Annotated in this window: 17 protein-coding genes; 10 read left to right on the forward strand and 7 right to left on the reverse strand. The window is 68.8% G+C overall.

Annotation, left to right across the window (positions count from 1 at the left end; genetic code table 11):
* Positions 1-75: 75 nt before the first annotated feature.
* The gene (locus FKR81_RS13205) at positions 76-1,041 is read left to right on the forward strand and encodes a tryptophan dimethylallyltransferase family protein (RefSeq protein WP_235921514.1); all 966 of its coding nucleotides are present in this window, start codon (positions 76-78) and stop codon (positions 1,039-1,041) included.
* A 60-nt stretch (positions 1,042-1,101) separates the two neighbouring features.
* Here the strand turns inward: FKR81_RS13205 and FKR81_RS13210 are convergent, their stop codons facing one another.
* From FKR81_RS13210 to eat, 3 genes are all read right to left on the reverse strand, one after another.
* Complete coding sequence (locus FKR81_RS13210; RefSeq protein ID WP_146351591.1) at positions 1,102-1,965, reverse strand: 3-hydroxybutyryl-CoA dehydrogenase; 864 nt, start codon at positions 1,963-1,965, stop codon at positions 1,102-1,104.
* A gap of 129 nt (positions 1,966-2,094) precedes the next feature.
* Positions 2,095-3,813: a glycosyltransferase family 39 protein gene (locus FKR81_RS13215; protein WP_146351594.1), complete on the reverse strand. Its 1,719-nt coding sequence runs from the start codon at positions 3,811-3,813 to the stop codon at positions 2,095-2,097.
* A gap of 38 nt (positions 3,814-3,851) precedes the next feature.
* Positions 3,852-5,285, reverse strand: a complete 1,434-nt coding sequence (eat, locus tag FKR81_RS13220) for an ethanolamine permease (protein ID WP_146351597.1) — start codon at positions 5,283-5,285, stop codon at positions 3,852-3,854.
* Positions 5,286-5,408: 123 nt separating this feature from the next.
* Between eat and FKR81_RS13225 the strand changes: the two genes are divergently transcribed.
* The 6 genes from FKR81_RS13225 (at position 5,409) to FKR81_RS13250 (ending at position 12,291) form a co-directional block, all read left to right on the forward strand.
* Positions 5,409-6,749, forward strand: a complete 1,341-nt coding sequence (locus tag FKR81_RS13225) for a glutamine synthetase family protein (protein ID WP_146351600.1) — start codon at positions 5,409-5,411, stop codon at positions 6,747-6,749.
* Positions 6,750-6,879: 130 nt separating this feature from the next.
* The gene (locus FKR81_RS13230) at positions 6,880-7,503 is read left to right on the forward strand and encodes a gamma-glutamyl-gamma-aminobutyrate hydrolase family protein (RefSeq protein ID WP_235921515.1); all 624 of its coding nucleotides are present in this window, start codon (positions 6,880-6,882) and stop codon (positions 7,501-7,503) included.
* Positions 7,504-7,639: 136 nt separating this feature from the next.
* Positions 7,640-8,992 (forward strand): aldehyde dehydrogenase family protein, encoded by a 1,353-nt coding sequence (locus FKR81_RS13235; protein WP_146351603.1) that lies wholly within the window; start codon positions 7,640-7,642, stop codon positions 8,990-8,992.
* Between the two features lie 34 nt (positions 8,993-9,026).
* Positions 9,027-9,794, forward strand: coding sequence for a 3-oxoacyl-ACP reductase (locus FKR81_RS13240; RefSeq protein ID WP_146351606.1), 768 nt, complete (start codon positions 9,027-9,029; stop codon positions 9,792-9,794).
* A 3-nt stretch (positions 9,795-9,797) separates the two neighbouring features.
* Positions 9,798-10,496, forward strand: coding sequence for a FadR/GntR family transcriptional regulator (locus FKR81_RS13245; RefSeq protein ID WP_146351959.1), 699 nt, complete (start codon positions 9,798-9,800; stop codon positions 10,494-10,496).
* A 304-nt stretch (positions 10,497-10,800) separates the two neighbouring features.
* Positions 10,801-12,291 carry an AMP-binding protein gene (locus tag FKR81_RS13250; protein WP_235921516.1) on the forward strand — a complete coding sequence of 497 codons (1,491 nt, stop codon included), beginning with the start codon at positions 10,801-10,803 and terminating at the stop codon, positions 12,289-12,291.
* Positions 12,292-12,344: 53 nt separating this feature from the next.
* Here FKR81_RS13250 and FKR81_RS13255 read toward each other — a convergent pair whose 3' ends face one another.
* From FKR81_RS13255 to FKR81_RS13270, 4 genes are all read right to left on the reverse strand, one after another.
* Positions 12,345-12,842, reverse strand: coding sequence for a hypothetical protein (locus FKR81_RS13255; RefSeq protein WP_146351613.1), 498 nt, complete (start codon positions 12,840-12,842; stop codon positions 12,345-12,347).
* Positions 12,843-12,906: 64 nt separating this feature from the next.
* Positions 12,907-13,224 carry a hypothetical protein gene (locus tag FKR81_RS13260; protein ID WP_146351616.1) on the reverse strand — a complete coding sequence of 106 codons (318 nt, stop codon included), beginning with the start codon at positions 13,222-13,224 and terminating at the stop codon, positions 12,907-12,909.
* Between the two features lie 75 nt (positions 13,225-13,299).
* Positions 13,300-13,980, reverse strand: coding sequence for a RibD family protein (locus FKR81_RS13265; protein WP_146351618.1), 681 nt, complete (start codon positions 13,978-13,980; stop codon positions 13,300-13,302).
* Positions 13,981-13,992: 12 nt separating this feature from the next.
* Positions 13,993-15,348 (reverse strand): alpha-amylase, encoded by a 1,356-nt coding sequence (locus tag FKR81_RS13270; RefSeq protein WP_222598255.1) that lies wholly within the window; start codon positions 15,346-15,348, stop codon positions 13,993-13,995.
* Between the two features lie 126 nt (positions 15,349-15,474).
* On the opposite strand from FKR81_RS13270, the gene thrS reads away from it, so the two are divergent.
* From thrS to FKR81_RS13285, 3 genes are all read left to right on the forward strand, one after another.
* The gene (gene thrS, locus FKR81_RS13275; RefSeq protein WP_146351621.1) at positions 15,475-17,490 is read left to right on the forward strand and encodes a threonine--tRNA ligase; all 2,016 of its coding nucleotides are present in this window, start codon (positions 15,475-15,477) and stop codon (positions 17,488-17,490) included.
* Positions 17,487-18,035 (forward strand): HIT family protein, encoded by a 549-nt coding sequence (locus FKR81_RS13280; RefSeq protein ID WP_146351624.1) that lies wholly within the window; start codon positions 17,487-17,489, stop codon positions 18,033-18,035. The genes thrS and FKR81_RS13280 overlap by 4 nt, the downstream gene beginning before the upstream one ends.
* 83 nt (positions 18,036-18,118) lie before the next feature.
* Entirely contained in the window at positions 18,119-18,829 is a 711-nt protein-coding gene (locus FKR81_RS13285; protein ID WP_146351627.1) for an SDR family NAD(P)-dependent oxidoreductase, read from the forward strand.
* The last annotated feature ends 94 nt before the right edge of the window (positions 18,830-18,923 follow it).

Raw genomic sequence — 18,923 nt, forward strand, 5'->3', positions numbered from 1 at the left:
CTTGACAAATGGACGACGGTCTGCGGCGGACTCGGGATCGCCTCGTCGGCGGTTCTCGACGATGTGAAGTCTGTCATGTCGCCATGGGGCGACCGCGCCATTGGCGAGCATTGCAATTGTCCTTCATACGTCTCTCGAGACGGATTTCCCATCGAGTTCTCGATCAGCTGGCGCCAGGGCGTGCCCGAGATCCGCATCCTGTTCGAGTCGCTCGGCGACGAGCCGACGCCCGCCGCGTGCCAACAGGCCGGGCGCGACCTGACGCGTGCGCTGGTGGCCAAGCCCGGTGTGTCGATCGACCGGTACGACCTGGTCGAGGACCTGTTCGTCACCGACGACCCGCGTCCCTACCGGCCGACGGTCTGGCACTCGCTGGCCTGGCGCCCCGGCTCGTTCCCGCACTACAAGGTCTACTTCAACCCGCAGGTGCGCGGCGTCGCGAACACCGGTGACGTGGTCGCCGAGGCGATGGGCAGGCTCGGCCTCGCCGAGGCGTGGGAGCCGGTCGGCGAGGAGTACGAGCAGCTGTCCTCGCGCGGCCACGTGATCGACTTCTTCGCGCTGGACCTGCGCAAGGACGACAACGCGCGGGTCAAGGTCTACTTCCGCCACCCGGACGTCGACCTGTCCGAACTGGACCGGATCGCGTCGCTCGCCCGCCACCACGACTCGGCACGCGCACATCAGACGTACCGCGCGGTCTACGGCGACGCGGTCACCACGGCCAACGAGCCCATGACGTGCCTGGCGTTCCGGCGCGGCGTGCCGGAGCCCGAGCAGGCGAACGTGTACCTGCGGCTGCCCGGCAACGCGGAGACGGACGGTGACGCGGCGCGCCGGGTCGCGGACGTGATGCGGTCCGAGGGCCTCGACCCCGAGTCGTACCTGGACACGGTGTCCGCGCTCGCCCCGTTGCCGGTCGACGAGACCGCGGGGATGCACGAGCTGCTCAGCTTCCGCACGCGTGCCGACGGTGCGGCCGACCTCGGCGTCTACTTCAGGTTCAGCGTGTACGACCGCGCGCTCGAAGGCCACGTCTGACCCTTGCCCCCAGTACTCGATGGTGAAGGGCCGGTGCGCGAGCACCGGCCCTTCGCTCGTTCAGCTCGCGTAGTTGTGGAACCCGCGCCCGGACTTCTTGCCCAGCAGGCCGGCGTCCACCATGCGCAGCAGCAGCGGCGGCGGCGAGAACAGCGGCTCCTTGAACTCGTCGTACATCGACTCGGCGATCGCCTTGGTCGTGTCGAGACCGATCAGGTCGGTGAGGCGCAACGGACCCATCGGGTGCGCGCAGCCCAGCACCATGCCGTTGTCGATGTCCTCCGGCGACGCGAAGCCCGACTCCAGCATCCGGATCGCGGACAGCAGGTACGGGATCAGCAGCGCGTTGACCACGAAACCGGCGCGGTCCTGCGAGCGGATGACCTCCTTGCCCAGCGCGCCCGTCACGAACGCCTCGGCGCGCGTCTGCGTCTCCGCGCCGGTCAGCAGCGACGGCACGAGCTCGACGAGCTTCAGCACCGGCACCGGGTTGAAGAAGTGGACGCCGATGACCTGCTCGGGCCTGGTCGTCGCCATGCCCAGCTTCATGATCGGGATCGACGAGGTGTTGGACGCGAAGATCGCGGTGCGGTCCTCGACGACCTTGTCCAGCGCCGTGAACACCTCGGTCTTGATCTGCTCGTTCTCGGCGACCGCCTCGACCACGAACTGGCGGTCGGCGAAGTCGCCGAGGTCCGTCGTGAACCGGATCCGGCCCAGTGACTGGTCCCGGTCCTCCTCGGACAGCTTGCCGCTGCGCACACCTCGGCCGAGCGACGCGGCGATCCGCCCGTGCGCGGCCTCCGTCGCGTCCGCGCTGACCTCGGCGACGATGACGTCGAGACCGGCGCGGGCGCACACCTCGGCGATTCCCGAGCCCATCAGCCCGGAACCCACCACTCCAACACGTTGAATGTCACTCACCCCACGATCCTCTCACCAGATGGGCCGCTGCTCGACACACTGGTGATCAGCCACCGCCGAGTCGGGCACAGTCGTGCACATGTGTGAAACACCAGCTCCGCCGAAGGAGCCTCCGCTACACCTGATCGGCTAGCCGATCGTGGGCGCACCGACCATCACGCCGCCGACGCACACCCCGGCCGGAGTCTCCGTGCTCCACAGCGTGACCTGGTCGAACGGCTTGTCGATCACGATGTTCAGGTTGTGGACGCCCTGGTCCCAGTTGATCGGGATCTCCTGACCGCCGACCCGGAGCACCGCGGTGCCGGGTGCGCCGGTGAAATAGCTGAGCCGGAGCACCTGTCGGGGAGATGTCACCGGAGCCGAGAGTGGAATTTCGGTCGGGTTCGGACCGACTAGGTACCCGCAGTTCGGTGTCGGGCCCGGTTTGCCGGTCGCGATCGGCAGCAGCGCGAGTGGACGGACGTTGCCGTGCTCGTCGACCACGCGCATGTCCTCCGAGGGCTCGTCGAACCGCGGCCGGACGTCCGGCATCGTCTTCACCAGTTGCGAGACGTTGGCGAGCGAGCCGAGCCAGACGTTCATCAGCTCGACCGGCGTGGCCACGTCGTAGAGGACGACGCTGGTGCTCGCGCGCAGGTTCGAGCGCAACGTCTGCACGTACGCGCGGGCCGCGGGCTGATCGCTCAGCGCGGTCGCGGTGGTCGTGGTCGCGACGGAGGCGACGACCAGCACGGAGGTGGCCGCGAACGCGATGCCCGTACGCACCGGCCGCGGCGCGTACTCGGTCACGGTGACGGGCGTCAGGAACGCGAAGCTCGCGCACAGGATCGCGATCGGCACGACGTCCGCGACGTAGCGGGGATCGCCGCCGATCACGCTGCCGATCACCCACAGCCGGGCGACGCCGACCATGGCGATCGCGATCGCGGTGTACCCGGCGAGCGTCAGCCAGGCGAGTCCGGCCCGGCGGCCGCCGATCCACAGCCCGGCGAGGATGAGCACCACGAACAGGGCGTTGAGTCCGATCGCGACGGGCAGCGGCGGCACCGCCCACGCCGTCTCGCCCTCGATGCCGACGTCCCACGGACCGCCGAACAGTCCGGGTACGAGCGTGTCGCTCAGCATCCGCTTGGTCAGCCGCAGCCAGTCGATCGCGGCCGTCGGCCTGCCGGACACATCGGTGGTGTTGAGCACCGCGTAGCCGATGGCCAGCACGACGAGCAGCCCGGCGTGCGCGGCCAGCGAGCGCCAGTGGTTGCGCAGCGCCCAGCGCACGCGCGGCGGCTCGGGCGCGAGCATCGCGGTGACCGCGAAGAGCACCGGCACGACCACGAGTGCCTTCTGCCAGAACAACATCCCGGCGAACACCCACAGCAGGCTGTACACGAGGTCGCGGTTGCGTCCGGTGAGGACGTGCCGCACCTGCGCGTCGATCGCGCCGATCACGGCGACGAGCATCGGGATGAGCTGCAGCGCGAACGCCCACCACCGCGTGGACACGAGGATCAGCGGCGAGAACGTGAAGGCGGCGAACGGGATCAGCAGCACCCAGCGCGAGCCGAACAGCCGGGTCAGCAGGCGCCAGAACATCGCCATCGCCACGCCGTGCAGCACCAGCACCGGCACCGCGGCGACGGTGAAGTTCAGCGGCGCGATGGCGGTCACCAGCCACACCAGCAGGAACTGGCCCGGCATCAGGTGACCGTTGTAGTCGGTGAAGAGCACGTCGAGCGACAGCGGGACGTCGACCGTCCTGATCACGTAGCGGAAGTCGTCCTGCCAGAAGAACCCTTCCCGCAGGACGACCACGCTCTGCCACACCAGCGGCACCAGGGCGACCAGCACGGCCGCCCACCACTGTCTTCGCACAAGCCCCCCAGGGATCAGTCGTCCAGTTCCGCCTCCGCCCGCGCGATGGCCGCGAACTCCTCTTCGGGAGCGTTGGCGACGAGGTGGTGGCGGCTATAGAACCAGAAGTACGCGAGCGCCACGATCACGATTGCGGCAGTTACTCCGGCTGCGATCTTGTCGACGAAGAATGTCGCAATCACGGCTGCTACAGCGAGTACCAGGGCGACTCCGGTGGTGACAACTCCGCCGGGAGTCCGATACGGACGCTGCATCTCCGGCTCGCGCACGCGCAGCACGATGTGCGAGACCATCATCAGCACGTAGGACAGGGCGGCGCCGAAGACCGCGATGTTGATCAGGCGTGCACCGCCGGTGAGCGGATCGACGCTCTTCATGATCGATGCCAGCGCGAAGCCGATGGTGCCGGGCACGATCAGCGCCAGGTACGGCGTCTTGCGCTTGCCCGTCTTCGACAGCCAGCGCGGCAGGTAGCCTGCGCGCGACAGCGCGAACAGCTGCCGCGAGTACGCGTAGATGATCGAGAAGAACGACGCGACGAGCCCGGCCAGACCGACGTAGTTGACCAGCTGCGCCAGGAAGTTGTCGCCGCCGTACGCCGCGCGCACCGCCTCGGGCAGCGGGTTGCCGGACGACATCAGCGCCTTCGCGCCCGCGCCACCCGGCGCGAACACGAGGATCAGCGCCGCGAACACGAGCAGCGCCAGCATCGCGCCGATGATGCCGCGCGGCATGTCCTTCTTCGGGTCGCGCGCCTCCTCGGCCGCGAGCGGCACGCCCTCGACCGCGAGGAAGAACCAGATCGCGTAGACCAGTGCGCCCAGCGCACCGGTCACGCCCATCGGCAGGAAGCTGCCGTCGCCGATGTCGAACAGCTTGGCCGAGTCGAACTTCGGGATCATGCCGACGATGAACGCGACCAGTGCGACGACCGCGACACCGGTGATCACGAACATCAGCCGCAGCGCCTCGCCCACGCCGTACAGGTGCACGCCGACGAAGAGCACGTAGCAGACCAGGTACACCGGCCACGAGCTGGTGAGCCCGAACAGGCCGAGCGCTTGGACGTAGTCGCCGATGAACACGACGATCGCGGCGGGTGCGATGGCGTACTCGACGAGGATCGCGATGCCCGTGGCGAAGCCGCCCAGCGGTCCCAGCGCGCGTCGTGCGAAGCCGTACCCGGCGCCCGCCACGGGAAGTGCGGCCGCCAGTTCGGCGAGGCCGAACACCATGCAGGTGTACATGGCGCCCATGAGGATCGTGGCGACGAGCAGGCCGCCCCAGCCGCCCTGGGCGAGGCCGAAGTTCCACCCGGCGAAGTCGCCGGAGATCACGTAGGAGACACCGAGACCGGCGAGGAGGACCCAGCCGGCGGCGCCCCGTTTCAGCTGTCGGTGCTCCAGGTACTCGCTGCCGACGTTCTCGTACTCCACATGCTTGGCCATTGCGCCCCCTAATGGGTCACCGGCTGGTCCTTTAAGGATCGGTTGAGGGTGGCGCGCATCACCCGATGGTGTCAAGATGGGAGCGCCAATGGATCGGTGTCGTACCTTTGGAGGTAGTTGAGGATGCTCACCGTCGAGGAGTTGCGCGGGCTCGTGGACACCGGCGAGATCGACACCGTGCTGGTCGCGATCGTGGACATGCAGGGCCGTCTGCAGGGCAAGCGGTGCGCCGCGCGGTACTTCCTCGACGAGGTCGCCACGCACGCCGCGGAGGGCTGCAACTACCTGCTCGCGGTCGACGTCGAGATGAACCCGGTCAGCGGCTTCGAGATGTCCTCCTGGGAGCGCGGCTACGGCGACTTCGTGATGCAGCCCGACTTGTCGACCCTGCGGCGCGTGCCGTGGCACGAGGGCACCGCGATTGTCATGTGCGACGTCCGCTGGGAGAACGGCGACCCGGTCACCGCGTCACCGCGGCAGGTCCTGCGCCGCCAGCTGGAGCGGCTGCACGAGCGCGGGCTGGAGGCGTACGTCGGCACCGAGCTCGAGTTCATCGTCTTCGACGACACCTACGAGCAGGCCTGGAACACCGGCTACCGGAACCTGACGCCGTCCAACCAGTACAACGTCGACTACTCGCTGCTCGGCACCGCGCGCATCGAGCCGCTGCTGCGCTCGATCCGCAACGGCATGGCGGGCGCGGGCATGGTCGTCGAGTCCGCCAAGGGCGAGTGCAACCCCGGCCAGCACGAGATCGCGTTCCGCTACACGACGGCGCTCGCCACGTGCGACAACCACAGCATCTACAAGACGGGGTCCAAGGAGATCGCGTCGCAGCAGGGCAAGTCGCTCACCTACATGGCGAAGTACAACGAGCGCGAGGGCAACTCGTGCCACATCCACCTGAGCCTGCGCTCGCAGGACGGCGAGCCGGTGTTCGCCGAAGGCCAGGGCATGTCCAAGATGATGGAGCACTTCCTCGCCGGGCAGCTGGCCGCGCTGCGCGAGTTCACCTACTTCCTCGCGCCGAACATCAACTCCTACAAGCGCTTCGTCAAGGGCAGCTTCGCGCCGACCGCGGTCGCGTGGGGCCGCGACAACCGGACGTGCGCGCTGCGGGTCGTCGGCCACGGCCAGTCGCTGCGCTTCGAGAACCGCGTGCCGGGCGGTGACGTGAACCCGTACCTGGCGGTCGCCGCGCTGATCGCGGCCGGACTGCACGGCGTGGAGAACGAGCTGCCGCTCGAGGACGAGTTCGTCGGCAACGCCTACGCGTCCGACCGCGCCACCGTCCCGACGACGCTGCGCGACGCGGCCGATCTGCTGGCGCAGAGCGAACTGGCGCGCGAGACGTTCGGCAAGGACGTCGTCGAGCACTACCTGAACGCGGCACGCGTCGAGCTCGCCGCGTACGACGCAGTGGTCACCGACTGGGAGAGGATCCGTGGCTTCGAACGGCTCTGAACCGATCCGGCCTGGCCCCCCTCCGGGGGGATCGGAGACCCCACTCACATCGTCTCAGAGGGGTCTGACAATTCGGCCGCTCATCGGCATCAGCACCTACCTGGAGCGGACTCGCTTCGGCTTCTGGGACGTGGAGGCCGCGGTGCTGTACCGCGGCTACCTGGACTGCGTGGTGCGCGCGGGCGGCAACCCCGTGATGCTGCCACCGGTCGGGGAGTGGACCGCCGACACCATCGGGTTCCTCGACGGGCTGGTGCTCGCCGGCGGCGCGGACCTCGACCCCGCGTCCTACGGCCAGGAACCCGCGCCCGAGACGGGTGCGCCCCGGCCGGAACGCGACGCGTCGGAGTTCGCACTGGTGCACGCGGCGCTGAAGAACGACCTGCCGGTGCTCGGCGTGTGCCGCGGCATGCAGGTGCTGAACGTCGCGCTGGGCGGGACGTTGCACCAGCACGTCGATGGCCACAACCCGGCGCCGTCGGTGTTCGAGCACACGGACATCTCGGTCGAGCGGGACACCGCGCTGGCCGGGATCTTCGGCGCGGGCACGACCGTGCAGTGCCATCACCACCAGGCGCTGGACCGGCTCGGTGACGGGCTGCGCGTCACCGCCACGGCACCGGACGGCATCGCGGAGGCCGTGGAGCTGGCCGGTGCGCGGTTCGTCGTCGGTGTGCAGTCGCACCCCGAGCAGGACGTTGACGACCTCAGGTTGTTCGAAGCACTGATCGCAGCCGCTGCGAGGGCGCGTTGATGTCTGGACTGAGTCATTTCGTGCGTGGTCCGCGCCCCCAGGCGCGGGCCGCGTGCGAAATCACGAGGGAAGACATCAACCGAAGGCGCCCTCGCCGCGTGAGCGGAGCGAACGCAATCAAACACAGGAGTACAGCGTGACCTTTGACGTCATCAACCCGGCGACCGAGGAGTTGGTGCGGTCCGTTCCGCACACGTCGCTGGAGGAGACGGACGCGGCCATCGCACGGGCGGCCGCGGCTTTCCCGGCGTGGCGTGACGTCGCGCCGGGGGATCGGGCGCGGCTGCTGCGCCGGTTCGCGGACGTCGTCGACGGCCACGTCGAGGAGCTCGCCCAGCTGGAGGTGACGAACTCCGGCCACACCGTCGGCAACGCCCGCTGGGAGGCCGGGAACGTCCGCGACGTGCTGCACTACTACGCGGCCGCCCCGGAACGCCTGTTCGGCAAGCAGATCCCCGTCGCGGGTGGCCTGGACGTCACGTTCCACGAGCCGCTCGGCGTCATCGGCGTGATCGTGCCGTGGAACTTCCCGATGCCGATCGCGGGCTGGGGTTTCGCGCCCGCGCTGGCCGCGGGCAACACGGTGGTGCTGAAGCCCGCCGAGCTGACGCCGCTGACCGCGATCCGGCTCGGCGAGCTGGCTCGTGAGGCGGGCATCCCGGAGGACGTGTTCCAGGTGCTGCCCGGCAAGGGTTCCGTGGTGGGCCAGCGGTTCGTGACGCACCCCGCGGTGCGCAAGGTCGTGTTCACCGGGTCGACCGAGGTCGGCAAGCAGATCATGGCCGGGTGCGCGGACCAGGTGAAGCGCGTGACGCTGGAGCTGGGAGGCAAGTCCGCGAACGTCGTGTTCGCGGACTCCGACCTGGAGCAGGCGGCCGCCACCGCGCCGTACGGCGTGTTCGACAACGCGGGCCAGGATTGCTGCGCGCGGTCGCGGATCCTGGTGGAGCGGTCCGTCTACGACCGGTTCATGGAACTGCTCGAGCCCGCGGTGAATGGCGTCGTCGTCGGTGCGCCCGGCGACGAGAAGACCGAGATGGGCCCGCTGATCTCGGCCGCGCACCACGCGACCGTGTCCGGCTACGTGCCCGCGGGCGCGCCCATCGCGTTCCAGGGCACCGCGCCCGACGGACCGGGCTTCTGGTTCCCGCCGACGGTGCTGACGCCGTCGCCGGACGACCGGACCGTCCGCGAGGAGATCTTCGGACCCGTCGTGGTCGTGCTGCCGTTCACCGACGAGGCCGACGCGATCCGGATCGCGAACGACAGCGAGTACGGGCTCTCGGGTTCCATCTGGACGCGAGACGTCGGCCGCGCCCTTCGCGTCTCGCGGGCCGTCGAGGCCGGGAACCTCTCGGTGAACTCGCATTCGTCCGTTCGCTACTGGACGCCGTTCGGCGGCCTCAAGCAGTCCGGTCTCGGCCGTGAGCTCGGTCCGGACGCGCTGGACTCCTTCACCGATGTCAAGAACGTCTTCATCGCTAGCTGAGTTTTGGGCGTAGCTGAGAAACATGGGAGAGCAGATGGTGCAGCGACTCGAGGGCCGCGTGGCCGTCGTGACGGGTGGCGGCAGCGGGATCGGGCTGGCCTCGGTCCGCAGGCTGGCGAGCGAGGGCGCGAAGGTCGTCGTCGCCGACGTCGACCCGGTCGCGGGCAAGGCGGCGGCCGACGAGGCGGGCGGGCTGTTCGTCCAGGTGGACGTGACGGACGAAGAGCAGGTCAAAGCGCTCTTCCAGACCACTGTGGACACTTACGGCAAGCTGGACATCGCGTTCAACAACGCCGGGATCTCGCCGCCCGACGACGACTCGATCCTCACGACGGGCATCGAGGCGTGGGACCGCGTGCAGAAGGTGAACCTCACGTCGGTCTACCTGTGCTGCAAGTACGCGATCCCGCACATGCAGGCGAACGGCAAGGGCTCGATCATCAACACGGCGTCGTTCGTGGCGACGATGGGCGCGGCGACGTCCCAGATCTCCTACACGGCGTCGAAGGGCGGCGTGCTGGCGATGAGCCGCGAGCTGGGCGTCCAGTTCGCGCGGGAGGGCATCCGCGTGAATGCGCTTTCCCCCGGACCGGTCAACACGCCGCTGCTGCGCGAGCTGTTCGCCAAGGATCCTGAGCGCGCCGCGCGCAGGTTGGTGCACGTGCCGCTCGGCAGGTTCGCCGAACCCGAGGAAATCGCCGCCGCTGTCGCGTTTCTCGCGTCGGACGACTCGTCGTTCATGACGGCGTCGAACTTCCTCGTCGACGGCGGGATCGCCGGGGCCTATGTGACACCTTTGTAGATGATGGAGCACGCGCAGGAGGCGTTGTTCCGCCCGGTGCGGGCGGGCAACGCCTTCGAGGAGACCGTCGAACGGCTCATGCAGGCCATCCGGCTCGGCGTCGTCGGGCCGGGGGAGAGGCTGCCCGCGGAACGGGAGCTGGCCACCAAGCTGGGCGTGAGCCGAGTGACGCTGCGCGAGGCGATCAGGTCGTTGCAGGAGAACGGTTTCGTCGAGTCACGACGTGGCCGTTACGGCGGCACGTTCGTGCGCATGGAACTGCCGGGCGTCGTGCCGGGTCTCGCGGAGACCGGGGACATCCGGGACGCGCTGACGTTGCGGAAGGTGCTGGAGACCGGTGCCGCGGAGTGCGCGGCCGGCCGCTCTCTCGGTCCGTCGGAACGCCGTGGCCTGCGTTCGCGGCTGGCCGAGTCGTGCTCGGCGGACCTGGGGGAGTACCGGCGCAAGGACTCGCGGCTGCACCTCGCGATCGCCGAGGTGACGGGTTCGGCGTCGCTGACCGCGGCGATCGCCGAGTCGCGGATGCGGGTCAACGAGCTGCTGGACAACATCCCGTTGCTGGAACCCAATCTCGCGCACTCCAACGAGCAGCACGAACGCATCATCGCGTCCATTCTGGACGGTGACCCGGCAGCTGCGAGGCAGGCGATGGCGGAGCACCTGGACGGCACGGCTTCATTGCTTCGCGGGTTTTTGACCTGACCGGTCAGTCCAATCTGCATACGTGAAAACGTTTACACGTTTGGCCTGTCTGATTGTCATGCACATCCCGCATGTAACGCCCCTTGGCGAGACGCTGTCGGGCCGTTACCGTCCGAATACCTCGGGGAACCCCCTGCGCGAGGAGCGGTTGATGGCGGGTTTGCGCAAGGCGTTGCGTAACGCCATGGGCAGAGTGCATTCACTGCGGGTGTTGTCCGCCGCCGGAATGGTGAGTTTGACCAACTTCAAGATGTCGGCGCAGGCCCTTCGCGAAGTGAAGATATGGGGTCCGAACGTGACCGCCGTGCGGCGTTCCGTCCGGCTCAACCCCGATGGTGTTGCGGTGGTGGACGAACGCGGTTCCGTGACGTACCGCCAGTTGGACCGGCGTTCCACCGCCATCGCACAAGGGCTGCGTGCCCTGGGTGTGCAGGACCGGCACGTGGTCGCGGTGATGTGCCGCAACCACCGCGGCCTGGTCGAGACACTGCTGGGCTGCGCGAAACTCGGTGTGCGCGCATTGCTGGTGAACACCGGCTTCGGCGCACCCGTGCTGATGGACCTGTTGCGGCGCGAGAACGTCTCACTCGTCATCCACGACGAGGAGTTCACGCCGCTGTTCCACCAGTTGCCGCCGCACATCCCGCGGTGGCTGGCGTGGTCGCGCGACGGTCTCGACCGCCGCACCCCCACGCTGGACCAGTTGGTGGCGCGCGCCCCGCGCGGCGAGCTGGAACCCCCGCGCGAGCCGGGCATCGTCATCCAGCTGACGTCCGGCACGACGGGCATACCGAAGGGCACCTACCGCGAGATCAAGTCGGTGCTCACGGCGTCCGACTTCCTCGACCGCATTCCGATGAACGCGGGCGAGTCGACGTTCGTGGCCGCACCGATCTTCCACGCGGTCGGCTACTCGCACCTGACCCTGGCCCTCTCACTGGGTTCACGGGCGGTGTTGCAGCGCCGTTTCGATCCGCGCAAGACCCTGCGTTCGGTGCAGGGTCAGCGGTGCACGACGCTGGTGCTCGTGCCGACGATGCTGCAGCGCATCATGGAGCTGGATCAGTCCATTTTGGACTCGTTCGAGCTCGGCCACCTGCGGGTGCTGTTCTGCTCGGGAGCGACGATCCCGCCTGATCTCGTCGCGCGGACGATGAACACGTTCGGCGACGTGCTCTACAACCTGTACGGGTCCACCGAGGTGGCCGTGGCGACCGTCGCGACGCCGGAGGACCTGCGGGTCGCGCCGTCGACCGTGGGGCTGCCACCGCACAACTGCGTGGTGCACATCTACGACCACGCCGCCGCGCGGATCACCACTCCCTACGTGACCGGGCGGATCTTCGTGGCCGGGTCGCTGACCGTCGACGGGTACACCGACGGGTCGCGCAAGGAGATGGTCGACGGCCTGGTGTCCACCGGCGACCTCGGCCACTTCGACGCGGCCGGGCGGCTGTACTTCGACGGCCGGGAGGACGACATGATCGTCTCCGGCGGGGAGAACGTCTATCCCGTCGAGGTCGAGAACCTGCTCATGACGCACTACCGGATTCGGGACGCCGCCGTGCTGGGCGTGCCCGACCCGGAGTACGGGCAGCGGCTGCGGGCGTTCGTGGTGCCGGTCGCCGGGGCGCGGATCGACGTGCGGGAGCTGCGGGAGTTCGTGCGGACCAGGCTCGCGCGGCACAAGGTGCCCCGTGAGGTCGTCGTGGTGCCCAAGCTGCCCCGCAACGCCACGGGCAAGGTCCTGCGCCGCCAGCTGATGTCGATCAGGTTCGGACCGCAGGCCCACTGACTCAGCCCACCGCGCCGCCCCTTGCGGTGCGGCGCGGTGGGCGACATCAGCTCCTAGCGGTGCCGGTGGTCGAACTCGGGACCAGGGCCGGGACCGCGGTCGCCCGGTCCGGGACCACGGTCGTAGAAGCGGCTGTGACCGCGGTCGTCGAAGCGACCGGGGCCGCCGGGGCCACGACCGCCGTCGCGGTCCGCGAGTGCGACGATGCCGCCGCCGAGGATCAGGCCGAGCAGGCCGACCGCCACCAGCTGGGTGGCGCGGTGCCGGACGAAACCCCTGACACGGGCCCGGCGAGGCGAGGGTGCCGCTGGCGGCGGCTCGGCCGCGGTCGCGGCAGGCTGTGCGGCCGCCGGTTCGGTCGCGGCCGCCGGCTCCGGTGCGGGCTGGGCGGTCGCTTCGGGCGCCGGCTGTGCCCCGGAGGCTTCCGGCGCGGGCTGTGCCGGGGGCGGGGTGGACGGCAGCGGCTGGGTCGCCGAGGGTGGCGGTGTGCCGTCCTGCGGCGGCTGGGCTCCTGGCCGAGGCGGAGGTGCGGCGGGAGGTTCTTCGCTCATGGCCCCAGGATGCGCTTCTGACCTGTGAAAATGCTGAAGCGAACCTGTCGTGAGGCCGTGGTTTTCAGGCCGTGATGACGTTGTTGAACCCGTGCCGCAGCAACTGGCGGTGCTGGTCGTCGTCCCAGCGGCCCGCGTCGGTGCGCAGGCTGTTCATGATGGGCTGGGCCGGGTCGAACGTGTGGCGCTGGTCGGCGAACGTGGCCCAGTAGTGCGCGGGGTCGAGGTCGTCGCCGTGCCAGATGAAGTGGATCGTGGTGCGGGTGCCCTCCTGGGCGTCGCGGCGCAGGTAGTGGTCGCGCAGGTCGGCGTAGAGCAGCCGCAGTTCCGAGCGGTTCGAGCTGGTCAGGCGGACTGGGCAGTCGATCACCTGGTGGTGCATCGGAGAGCTCCTCGGGTGCGTCGGCGGGCCCCAACTGTGCTCTCGTACCGACCCGAGGCGCATCCGAAAAACCACTTAGTCGCGCTGTGTAGGCGTGGGTAGGTACCGCAGGACCACAACATCACCCACCTGGACTACTTCCTCCAGGTGCATGCGGTGGGTCGGACCGCCGGGGTAGTTCGCCGGGTGGAGAAACCGCGGTGCGCCCTCATTACCTACGACCAAAGGGGCAATGGCCAGCTGGATCTCGTCGACCAAACCCGCCGAGAGGAACTCGGTGTGCATCTGACCGCCGCCCTCGACCATCAGCCTGCGGACACCGCGCGCACCCAGGTCGTCGAGCAGGGAACCGAAATCGATGGCCGAACCCAAAGCGTGCACCGTCGCGAGTGAGCCGACCGATTCACGCGCCACAACGGCACCCGCGTCCGTCGTGTACACGAGTTTGGCGCCGCCGCAGTGCCAGAAACGCAGCGCCGGATCCAGCTTTCCGGACCGCGTGACGGTGATTTTCAGCGGGAACTCGGACTGGCCCCGCGCGACGCGGGACGAGCGCCTTTCGGGGGAGTTCACCAGCAGGTGCGGGTTGTCGCGGCGCATTGTCTCCGCACCGATCAGAATCGCGTCGCACCCGGCCCGCTCCTCGTCGACGCGGTCGAAATCGGCCGCGTTCGAGAGGAGCAGGCGGTCGGGGCTCGTGTCGTCGATGTAGCCGTCGATGCTGACCGCGACACTGGACAGCACGTACGGGCGCATCGAATCTCGTCTCTAGCGGTGGATCGCGACTGAAGCGTGCGCCGGGACCACGGCCCGGAACCAGCCGGCCGAGTTTACCGAGTAGCACCCGCCGGTTCCGGACACGTCGCAGTACATGCCCGCGGGCAGCGACGTCTGGAACCAGCGGTCGATCGCGCCGTCCGTGTCGTTCAGGACCACGAACCCGGAAGAACCCCGGCCGAACGCGATGACGTCGCCACCGTCGTCCCACCAGTTCACGACCGCGGTCCCGCGAACGGCGTTGTGGAACCCCACCATTCCGGCCGCGGACCGGTGCTCGCACACCCACGCGGCACCGCACGACGCGTCCTGCACCCGGCCGGAGGCGTCCTGCGGGGGACCGGCGTCGTTGTCGCCGAACGAGTAGCCGGACATCACCGCGGGCGTCCCGTACGGCCAGGCGAGCATGAACGTGTTGGCCAGCTGGTACCGCGCACCGTCCTTGTAGGACAACGTGGACGCGTTGCGCTGGGTGTCGTGGTTGTCCACGAACACCACGGCCGACGACCCGCCGATGTAGCCCCAGCCCTCGCCGAAGTTGCGCAGGTACGCCAGCTTCTCGTTGTACAGCACCCGCTTGAGGTCGTAGCCGTAGCGGAACTCGTGGACGTCGCCCACGCCGGTGTACTCGGCGGGCCCGATCGGCTCACCGGCACCGAAGATCACTTCCTGCACCAGGTACGCGGGCCGCGACAGCCGCGACTTGATGGCGTCGATGTCCGCGGCGGGCATGTGCTTCGCCGCGTCGACGCGGAACCCGTCGACCCCGAGCGACAGCAGGTCGTTCAGGTAGGCGGCGATGCGGTCGCGCACGTAGGTCGTGTCGGTGGCCAGGTCCGCGAGGTTCACCAGCTCGCAGTTCTGGACCTCCCACCGGTCGTGGTAGTTCGCGATGTCGTCGGTGCCGTTGCGACCGCAGTGGTGGAAGTCCCACGAGGCGTAGGTCCCGGGGTGGTCGTAGTGCGTGTAGGCGGACCCGGCCCATCCGGTTCCGGCTCCACCCGTGGTGTGGTTGATGACCGCGTCCACGAGCACCTTCACGCCCGCCGAGTGGCACGTCGACACCATCGACGCGAACTCCGCGCGCGTGCCGAGCCGGGACTCCAGGCGGTAGGACACCGGCTGGTACTGCGTCCACCAGGCCGGGCCGGTGACGTGCTCCTGGGGCGGGGACACCTGGGCGTACCCGAAGCCCTTCGGCCCCAGCGTCGAGGTGCACTCGCGTGCGACCGACTTCCAGTTCCACTCGAACAGCTGAACGATCACGTCCCGAGGGCCGGCAGGGGCGGCCTGTGCGGGGACGGACAGCACGCTCAGCGTCATTGCCAGCGTCAGCAGGATCCGCATCTCCGCACGTTAAGTCCGGTTGCTCGAACGGCACAGCGCCGAAAGCAGGATTGCGGCCTGAAAAAATTGCCGTGTTCCGCCCAGATAACATCAGATCCGAACACCTACCCCTATCGAGGAGTCATCGTGTCCGAGTCGCGCCCCGTGTCCCCCGCGAACCCACCACGCGTGGTGGTGCCGGCAGGGACGACGGCGGGCACCGCGGTGCGCGAGGCCGGGCTCCCCGGTAAGGGCGCTGACGCGATCGTGGTCGTCAAGGACGCCGAGGGTCACCTGCGCGACCTGTCGTGGACCCCGCAGGTCGACGTCGAGGTCGAGGCCGTCGCCGCCGACACCGACGAGGGCCGCAGCGTCATCCGCCACTCCGCCGCGCACGTGCTCGCGCAGGCCGTCCAGCAGCAGTTCCCCGAGGCGAAGCTGGGCATCGGCCCGCCCGTGAAGGACGGCTTCTACTACGACTTCCAGGTCGACAAGCCGTTCACCCCTGAGGACCTGCAGGCGCTCGAGAAGCGCATGAAGCAGATCATCAAGGGCGCGCAGCGGTTCTCCCGCCGCGTCGTCGAGAGCGTGGACGCGGCCAAGAACGAGCTCGCGAGCGAGCCGTTCAAGCTGGAGCTCGTCGACATCAAGAGCGACGTCGACACCGCGGAGGTCATGGAGGTCGGCGGCGGCGAGCTGACGATCTACGACAACCTCGACCCGCGCACCGGCGAGCAGGTGTGGGGCGACCTGTGCCGCGGCCCGCACGTGCCGACCACCAAGCACATCCCGGCGTTCAAGCTCACCCGCGTCGCCGCGGCCTACTGGCGCGGCAACGAGAACAACCCGCAGCTCCAGCGCATCTACGGCACCGCGTGGGAGACCCAGGAGGCGCTCGACGCGCACCTGGAGCGCATCGCCGAGGCCGAGCGGCGCGACCACCGCAAGCTCGGCGTCGAGCTGGACCTCTTCAGCTTCCCGGACGAGCTGGGCTCCGGCCTGGCCGTGTTCCACCCCAAGGGCGGCATCATCCGGCGCGAGATGGAGACCTACGCGCGCGTCCGCCACGAGGAGTCCGGCTACGAGTTCGTGAACACCCCGCACATCAGCAAGAGCGGGCTGTTCCACACCTCCGGCCACCTGCCGTACTACGCGGACACGATGTTCCCGCCCATCGAGTTCGAGGGCGAGGACTACTACCTCAAGGCCATGAACTGCCCGATGCACAACCTGATCTTCAGGTCGCGCGGGCGTTCGTACCGCGAGCTGCCGCTGCGCCTCTTCGAGTTCGGCACGGTCTACCGGTACGAGAAGTCCGGTGTCGTGCACGGCCTCACCCGCGTGCGCGGCCTGACGATGGACGACTCGCACATCTACTGCACCAAGGAGCAGATGCCGGGCGAGCTGCGTTCGCTGCTCAAGTTCGTGCTCGACCTGCTCGCGGACTACGGCCTGAGCGAGTTCTACCTCGAGCTCTCCACCCGCGACGACTCGCCGAAGTTCATCGGCGACCCGGCGGAGTGGGAGGAGGCGACCGAGACGCTGCGCCAGGCCGCGGTCGACTCCGGCCTCGAGCTGGTCCCGGACCCCGGTGGCGCCGCGTACTACGGCCCGAAGATCTCCGTGCAGGCGAAGGACGCCATCGGCCGCTCGTGGCAGATGTCGACCATCCAGCTGGACTTCAACCAGCCCAAGCGGTTCGAGCTCGAGTACACCGCGCCGGACGGCTCGCGCCAGCAGCCGATCATGATCCACCGCGCGCTGTTCGGGTCGATCGAGCGCTTCTTCGGCGTGCTCACCGAGCACTACGCGGGCGCGTTCCCGGCGTGGCTGGCGCCCGTGCAGGTCGTGGGCATCCCGGTGACCTCCGAGAACGTCGACCACCTCCTCGAGGTGCAGAAGACGTTGCGCGCGAAGGGCATCCGGGTCGACGTCGACACCTCCGACGACCGCATGCAGAAGAAGATCCGCAACCACACCATGCAGAAGGTGCCGTTCATGCTCCTGGCCGGCGCCAAGGACGTGGAGGCCGGTGCGGTGTCGTTCCGCTTCCGCGACGGCACGCAGATCAACGGTGTGCCGGTGGAGAAGGCCGTCGAGACCGTCGTCGACTGGGTGCGGCGCCGGGAGAACGCGTCGCCCACGGCGGAACTGGTCCAGTGACGCCTGAGTACTCCGAGCAGGACGGCATCGGGGTCCAGGACGCCTTCCAGCGGCTCTGGACCCCGCACCGCATGTCCTACATCCGCGGCGAGGGCAAGGCGGACGGCGACGAGCCGTCCGGCTGCCCGTTCTGCCGCATCATCGAGCGCGACGACGAGTCCGGGCTGATCATCGCGCGCGGCACGACCGTGTTCGCGGTGCTCAACCTGTACCCGTACAACCCCGGTCACCTCATGGTGCTGCCGTACCGGCACGTCCCGGACTACACGGACCTCACCGCCGAGGAGACCGTCGAGTTCGCCGAGTTCACCCAGAAGGCCATGCGGGTCATCCGGCACACGGCGGCCCCGCACGGGTTCAACATCGGCATGAACCAGGGCGTCGTCGGCGGCGCGGGCATCGCGGCCCACCTGCACCAGCACGTGGTGCCGCGCTGGGGCGGTGACGCGAACTTCATGCCGGTCATCGGGCACACGAAGGTGCTGCCGCAGCTGCTCGGCGAGACGCGCCAGATGCTGGCGGACTCCTGGAAGACGGTCAGCTAGGACAAGTGTCGCGATCGCGCCGCGGTGGTGTGACCTGCGCCGCATCGTTCGAACCCGTACGGGCGTCCTGTCGTGTGCTTGCCATGCGAATCCGACCCGGTCAGGTTGCCGTCGTCACCGGTGCCGCCAACGGCATCGGCAGGGCTCTCGTCGCTCGTCTCGTCGCCGCGGGCGTCAAGGTCGTCATGGCCGACGTCGAGGAGGCGTGTCTGCGCGTCGCCGAGGTGGAGCTGCAGTTCTTCGGTGGGGACGTGCTGGCCGTGCCGACGGACGTCACCGATCTGAGTGAGGTCGAACGGCTGCTCGACCGGGCGATCGCGCACTACGGGCGGGTCGACCTCGTCATCAACAACGCGGGCGTCATCGGCCCCAAGAGGCCCGTGTGGGAGCTGGAGGCGTCCGACTGGCGCCGGACCATGGGCGTCAACCTCGACGGCGTGTTCAACGTGATCAAGGTGTTTGTGCCCGAACTGATCACGCGCGGTCGCGGCCACATCACGAACGTGTCGTCGGTGCTCGGGCAGTCGGCCGTCGCCCTGATGGGTGACTACTCGGCGAGCAAGCACGCCGTCGTCGGCCTCACCGAGTCGCTGCGCGCCGAACTGGCCACTCGCGCGCCGAAGGTCGGCGTGATGCTCGTGTGCCCAGGCCCCGTGCGCACCCGGTTGCTGGAAGGCGAAAACAGCCTGATCAACGTGGCTCTGTCCGCTGAGGACGTCGCGAACCAGATCGTCGACGCGGTCGACGCGGGGGCGGAGAGGCTTGTGCCCAACCGGTTCGCGGTCGCGGTGTGAGCCGTGCTGTAGATCACCCGGTCGCCGCGATCGGGGGACCAATACCCCGCCGATGGCCGATCGTCTGAGCGTGCACAGACGGTTACGGTGCGAA

Origin of the sequence: Lentzea tibetensis (assembly GCF_007845675.1) — a bacterium.
GTDB lineage: Bacteria > Actinomycetota > Actinomycetes > Mycobacteriales > Pseudonocardiaceae > Lentzea > Lentzea tibetensis.

What these genes read in the sequence shown, in the direction of transcription:
- FKR81_RS13205 (WP_235921514.1), top strand. Translation starts at nt 76, where the DNA reads ATGTCGCCATGGGGCGACCGCGCCATTGGCGAGCATTGCAATTGTCCT.
- eat (WP_146351597.1), bottom strand. Translation starts at nt 5,285, where the DNA reads ATGGCCAAGCATGTGGAGTACGAGAACGTCGGCAGCGAGTACCTGGAG.
- FKR81_RS13270 (WP_222598255.1), bottom strand. Translation starts at nt 15,348, where the DNA reads ATGCGGATCCTGCTGACGCTGGCAATGACGCTGAGCGTGCTGTCCGTC.
- FKR81_RS13225 (WP_146351600.1), top strand. Translation starts at nt 5,409, where the DNA reads ATGCTCACCGTCGAGGAGTTGCGCGGGCTCGTGGACACCGGCGAGATC.
- FKR81_RS13285 (WP_146351627.1), top strand. Translation starts at nt 18,119, where the DNA reads ATGCGAATCCGACCCGGTCAGGTTGCCGTCGTCACCGGTGCCGCCAAC.
- FKR81_RS13240 (WP_146351606.1), top strand. Translation starts at nt 9,027, where the DNA reads ATGGTGCAGCGACTCGAGGGCCGCGTGGCCGTCGTGACGGGTGGCGGC.
- FKR81_RS13245 (WP_146351959.1), top strand. Translation starts at nt 9,798, where the DNA reads ATGGAGCACGCGCAGGAGGCGTTGTTCCGCCCGGTGCGGGCGGGCAAC.
- FKR81_RS13260 (WP_146351616.1), bottom strand. Translation starts at nt 13,224, where the DNA reads ATGCACCACCAGGTGATCGACTGCCCAGTCCGCCTGACCAGCTCGAAC.
- FKR81_RS13265 (WP_146351618.1), bottom strand. Translation starts at nt 13,980, where the DNA reads ATGCGCCCGTACGTGCTGTCCAGTGTCGCGGTCAGCATCGACGGCTAC.
- FKR81_RS13255 (WP_146351613.1), bottom strand. Translation starts at nt 12,842, where the DNA reads ATGAGCGAAGAACCTCCCGCCGCACCTCCGCCTCGGCCAGGAGCCCAG.